At 27.5% G+C, this 5,494-nt stretch carries 6 protein-coding genes and 1 pseudogene; 1 reads left to right on the top strand and 6 read right to left on the bottom strand.

Going from position 1 to position 5,494, the window contains the following annotated elements:
- Window positions 1-46 precede the first annotated feature (46 nt).
- The 5 genes and pseudogenes from AMN95_RS05330 to kdsB form a co-directional block, all read right to left on the bottom strand.
- Window positions 47-475, bottom strand: a pseudogene (locus AMN95_RS05330) (toprim domain-containing protein); the annotation flags it as partial.
- 3 nt (window positions 476-478) lie between these two features.
- On the bottom strand, window positions 479-796 hold the full coding sequence (locus AMN95_RS05325; RefSeq protein WP_075522924.1) for a YbaB/EbfC family nucleoid-associated protein: 318 nt from the start codon (window positions 794-796) through the stop codon (window positions 479-481).
- Entirely contained in the window at window positions 789-2,456 is a 1,668-nt protein-coding gene (gene dnaX / locus AMN95_RS05320; protein WP_075522923.1) for a DNA polymerase III subunit gamma/tau, read from the bottom strand. The genes AMN95_RS05325 and dnaX overlap by 8 nt, the downstream gene beginning before the upstream one ends.
- A gap of 141 nt (window positions 2,457-2,597) precedes the next feature.
- Window positions 2,598-3,434 carry a prephenate dehydratase domain-containing protein gene (locus AMN95_RS05315; protein ID WP_075522922.1) on the bottom strand — a complete coding sequence of 279 codons (837 nt, stop codon included), beginning with the start codon at window positions 3,432-3,434 and terminating at the stop codon, window positions 2,598-2,600.
- Between the two features lie 2 nt (window positions 3,435-3,436).
- Window positions 3,437-4,165 (bottom strand): 3-deoxy-manno-octulosonate cytidylyltransferase, encoded by a 729-nt coding sequence (kdsB, locus tag AMN95_RS05310; protein WP_075522921.1) that lies wholly within the window; start codon window positions 4,163-4,165, stop codon window positions 3,437-3,439.
- 109 nt (window positions 4,166-4,274) lie between these two features.
- On the opposite strand from kdsB, the gene AMN95_RS05305 reads away from it, so the two are divergent.
- On the top strand, window positions 4,275-4,817 hold the full coding sequence (locus AMN95_RS05305; RefSeq protein WP_075522920.1) for a c-type cytochrome: 543 nt from the start codon (window positions 4,275-4,277) through the stop codon (window positions 4,815-4,817).
- Window positions 4,818-4,857: 40 nt separating this feature from the next.
- Here AMN95_RS05305 and AMN95_RS05300 read toward each other — a convergent pair whose 3' ends face one another.
- Complete coding sequence (locus tag AMN95_RS05300) at window positions 4,858-5,442, bottom strand: SGNH/GDSL hydrolase family protein (protein WP_075522919.1); 585 nt, start codon at window positions 5,440-5,442, stop codon at window positions 4,858-4,860.
- Between the last annotated feature and the right edge of the window lie 52 nt (window positions 5,443-5,494).

The raw sequence follows: 5,494 nt of genomic DNA, 5'->3' as shown, positions 1-5,494 counted from the left end.
TTTTTTAAACAAGTCTTTTGCCATTTTGAAGTGAATTGTTCTCTTTTGTAGCAAGTATAACCTCTTCTATTTTATCTCTTATTACTCTTTCTACTAATGAGTTAATTAAAAGATCCTCTTTTCTATTTCCAACTGAAGAAATTGTTCCTCCAAGAATATGAAAATACCCTTTATAAACATTTGAATTTTCGATTGACCATTGATCAGCTAAATCTTCAACAACACAAATCTTATTAAATTTATCTTTAATAACCTCACAATTAGCACAACCTGATATATTTGATTTTAAAGATCCACATGATTTACAACGTGTAATATTTTTGTAAACTTGTGCTAAAGTACTTGCCAAAGGTTTAATCAATTCGTCTCTATTGTTTACTAATTTTAAGACTATTCTTTTTGCAGATTTTGGGCCAAGTCCGGGTAATTTAGAAACTATTTTAATTAATTCATCTATTTCAGAGATATTTTGCATTAACTATAACGGCCATTTAAAACCAGGAATACCCAAATCACTTGTGGCTTTCGAAATTTCCTCTGTTGTTTTTGATTTTAGTTGGATTTTTGCATTATTGTGTGCTGCAATTATTAAATCTTCAATAATTGCTTTTTTTTCATTTAAAATATCATCTGAAATTTCTATCTTTTGCATTTCCCCTTCTCCGTCTAAAGTTACTTTAACAGAATTAGAACCTGAAACACCTTCGGCTCTAATACTTTTGATTTTTTGTTGGCTCTCCTTCATTTTAGACTCTAGTTCTTTTGCTTTATCTAATATTTTTCTGAAATCAGTCATTTGTAGTATCTGTTTTGTCTTTATTTTTTACATCAATTAATTCTGCGTCACTGAATAAATCAATTATTTCCTTGTACAATTGAGAGCTTTTTGCATCATGAATTAAATTTCTTTTTTTATTTTGCTCTTTATCCTTAATTGACATTTCTCCTTGTCTTTTACTAAAACTTATTATCCATCTCTGATTTGTCCATTCTAAAAGTTTAGCTGATAAATTTTTAACAAAATCTTTATCTAAACTATCATTAAAAGAAATTTCAATTCTACCGTTTTCGAATTTTACTAAATTAACATTTTTTTCAAGTTCATACTTAAGTTTCATTTCTTTTTTAGTAGAGCAAATTTCTATTAATTGTTGGAAAGATTCTATATCTGTTTCAACAGATGCTTTTGGTTCTATTTGTCTTCCCGGTTTTATTTTTTTTTCTTGAGTCACATTTTTTATCTGATTTATAGTTTCTTTATTAATTATCTTATTCAAAATATTACTGTCAGTTTCTTTATTTTTGCCTTTTTCATATACTTTACTATCTTTGTAATCATTTTTTGGTGTGATGCCTTTTAAATGAATTAATCTTAACAAAAACATTTCAATTGACAAATGTTGATTAGAAACAATCTCTAGTTCTCCTAAAGTTTTAATAGCAAACTGCCAAAATAAAATTAATATCTCCGAGTTTACATTGTCAGAAATTTTTTTTATCTTTTTAAATTCATCATCATTAAGAGAAAAATTTGTGCTCTCAAGTGTAAGTGAGTTAATATTTTTAAAATAATATATGATCTCAAGAAAATCATTTATGAAAACTTTTGGATCAACACCTTGGTCATAAATTTTTCTGTATTCCTCTATTACTTTATTTTCATTTCCCTCGAGTATTAAATTAAATAAATTTATTAATTGTGATTTATCAAAATAACCAAATATTTTCTGAGTTGTGTTTAAATCTAATTCATTTTTTTTCTCAACACTTAATAAAGCTCTATCTAATAAAGAAAGAGCATCCCTTACAGAGCCCTCTGAGATTTTCACAATTAATTTTAAAGCTTCATCATTTGCATTACCACCTTCCTTATCTTTTATTTTTTTTATAAACTCGAATAATTCAGAAGACTTGATCCTAGAGAGATCAAATCTTTGACATCTTGAAACTACAGTAATAGGTATTTTCTTAATTTCTGTAGTAGCAAAAATAAACTTTAAATACTCTGGAGGTTCTTCAAGTGTTTTCAACAATGCATTAAATGCTTGTTTACTTAACATATGTACCTCATCAATTATGAAAATCTTATATTTAGATAACGTTGGTCCATATTTTGAAAATTCAATCAAATCTCTAACATCATCTACTCCTGTTTTACTTGCGGCATCCATTTCTAAAACATCTATATGACTTGAGTTTGAAATAGCCTCACAATTCTCACATAGTTTTTCTTTACATAAATTTTGAATACCATTTAAACAATTTAAAGATTTTGCAACTATCCTTGCAATGGTTGTTTTTCCAATTCCTCTTATACCAGTGAAAAGATAAGCATTAGGTACTTTGTCGACTTTAATAGAATTAATGATTGTCTCAGAAACTATATTTTGACCAATCAAATCCTCGAATGTTTGAGGTCTATATTTAAGAGCTAAAACTTTTGAATTTTTATTCATTTTAATACTTTTTAGGAGACTAGAACCTGAATAACTGTCTTTACGACTGCTTCCGTTAAGATCTGGTCGGGTTCAAGCAGCACCCACCTCTAGCCTCCACAGCTATTATAGCAGTATTGTTTTCTAATCTACAAGAAAAGATTATAATTTTTTTTCCCTTATTGGGTCTGCCTCAAAAACACCAAGAACATGAAAATCCTGACAATGAAGTCCAAGCTCCTCTAACGATTTTTGTACTTTTGGATCTTCAATATGTCCGTCTAGATCACATAAAAAAAAGAATGAATCAAAAGAATTTTTTTCTGGATAACTTTGTAACTTTGTTAAATTCACGCCATTGATCGCAAAACCACCTAAAGATTGATATAGGGCAGCTGGTTTGCTTTTAAGCTTAAATAAAAAAGAAGTTATATATTTTTTTTCATCAAACTCAGGCTGCATTATATCTTTTCCCATTACTAAAAATCTAGTTAGATTTCCACTTTCATTTTCAATATTTTTTTTAATTATTTCTAAACCATAAGTCTTAGCACTTAAAGTAGAAGCAATAGCAGCTTCATCTTTTTTTTTGTTTATAGAAATCATTTCTGCTGATCCAGCCGTATCTGCTCTAACATGCTCATTCATTTTATATTTCTTAATAAATCTAGAGCATTGAGATAATGCTTGAGCATGTGAAAATACATTCTTTATTTCTGTCACTTTCGTACCTGGTTGGCCTAAAAGATTATGTTCTATTTTTTGAAAATACTCAGAATAAATATTTAATCGATATTTGAAAATTAAGTATTCTATACCAATATTCCCTGTTATTCTATTTGACTCTGGGATTACTATTTTAGAATTTCTTTCACTTGAAGCATTCAAAAAACATTCATCAAAAGTTTTACATGGAATTATTTCTGCATTTGGATCTATTGAAAGTGATGCAAGATGAGAATAGGCTCCATAGGTGCCTTGAAAGTAAATTTTTTTCATAATTATTTATATTTCATAATTTTTTTTATAGCTATATAATCTTCTTCAGTATCCACTCCTATTGGAGACTTTTTAGCTAGAGCCACATTAATATTAATATCATTATCTAATGCTCTTAATTGTTCTAGTCTATTTTTTAATTCATTTTTTGATTGATCAAATGAAATAAACTTTTGAAGAGTTTGAACTTCATAAGAATATATTCCTACATGATGAAAAATATTAGCATTTTTTTTTGTTTTTCTCATAAAATTACTAGCAAAAGGGAAAGAATTTTTATCAAACGACTCTTTAATTTCTACTTTGACTATGTTTTCATTGTTGTACATTTCTTGGTTTGAAATACTAGCTGCTAAAGTTCCAATATTTGAATTATTAATTTTCATTTTATTATCTAAATTTTTTATATCATCTACGTCAATATCAGGCTCATCACCTTGAATATTCATAATATAATTTACATCATCTATTTTCATTTGAGTAAACGCCTCATAAATTCTATCCGTGCCTGTCTTATGATTTTTAGAGGTTAAAATAGCATTTCCACCATTGCTTTTGACATCATCTAATATCTCTTGATCCTCTGTAGCAACAACAACTTCTCCAATATTTGAACTTTCTGCTTTTTTAAACACGTGCGAAATGATTGAAAGACCATTAATTTTTAGTAATGGCTTACCAGGCAATCTTGTAGCTGACATTCTTGAGGGTATAATTATTAATGTTTTCATAGATTATATATATATATTTAGATTATAAAGAGGGGCAAAATTGTACAGTAAAATATAAGCAATTTTAAAATTTTAATGTTATAGATCCTTATAAATTTTTTTATCAAAAATGGACTCTTTTGAAATAAATAAAATAATAGCTGCAGTATTACTAGTAGCACTATTAATAATTGGAATAGATAAACTCTCAAATGTAATATTCTATGTTGAAAAACCTGAAACACCAGGTTACGCAGTAGAAGTAGAGAAAGTTGCTGCAACTGACAATCAGTCGAGTTCGGAAACAACTGAGGATAAAATTGATATGGTTGCACTAATGGCATTAGGAGATATTGCGACTGGAGAAAAAGTTTTTAAAAAATGTGCAGCTTGCCATTCAATTGTCAAAGATGGAAAAAATAATATTGGACCTGCTTTGTATAATGTTGTGGGAAGAAAAGTTGGAGCATTAAATGATTACAAATATTCAAAGGCTCTCTCTGATTATGGAAAAGAATGGACTTTCGAAGAATTAAATGGCTACTTAATTAAACCTGCTAAATGGATCAAAGGTACGAAAATGGCTTTTGCAGGATTAAGAAAAGAAAAGGATAGAGCCTCGGTAATTAAATATCTTAATCAAAATTCAGATAATCCACTCCCACTTCCTTAATATCATAAGAATAAAAAATACTTATTTTTTGATCATTTAGTTAATTATAATTTTGAATTAAATGTGAAAATTGAAATTTATTTCCATTCTTGTTTAAATGAATATCACCCTTAATATAAAACTCTTTGATTATTTCATTTTTATCTTTCTCTAGATCAAAAAACGGAGAAAAGGAGTCAATAAAATTATCACAATTTTCAAGGCAAAATTCTTGCCAAGTTTTTTTATACAAACTTAATTTTGTATCATATAGAATACTTGCAGGATGTGGATGTATCATTAATGTTAATTTAATATCTTTTTTTTTTAAATAAGATGCCAGGTCAGTCATATTTTGGATCATAAAAGTTAAATCTTTTTTGTCATTAAATTTAGGGTCATAACTCCAAGAGCTCTCTATGTTGTTGTAAGCAATATAATGATTTGAATGATTTTTAAAAAAATTTCTTAAACCAATCCACCAAATTTGCCTCAATATGAAATCTGTAATAATTAAATTTTCTCTTAAAAAAGGTTTTATTTTATGTAAAGTTTTAGATATTAAATTATATTGATGATACTTGTTTGACCCGGTATCATTTTCATTTAAATTACGTGTATTATTATATAATCTATCATCATTCAAATCATTATATTGCTTACAACAACATAGAGAGCTCTTGGAGTTATGACCCTAA

This window comes from Candidatus Pelagibacter communis (assembly GCF_001180185.1).
Classification (GTDB): Bacteria; Pseudomonadota; Alphaproteobacteria; order Pelagibacterales; family Pelagibacteraceae; genus Pelagibacter; species Pelagibacter ubique_F.
This window is presented reverse-complemented; position numbering and strand designations above follow the sequence as displayed.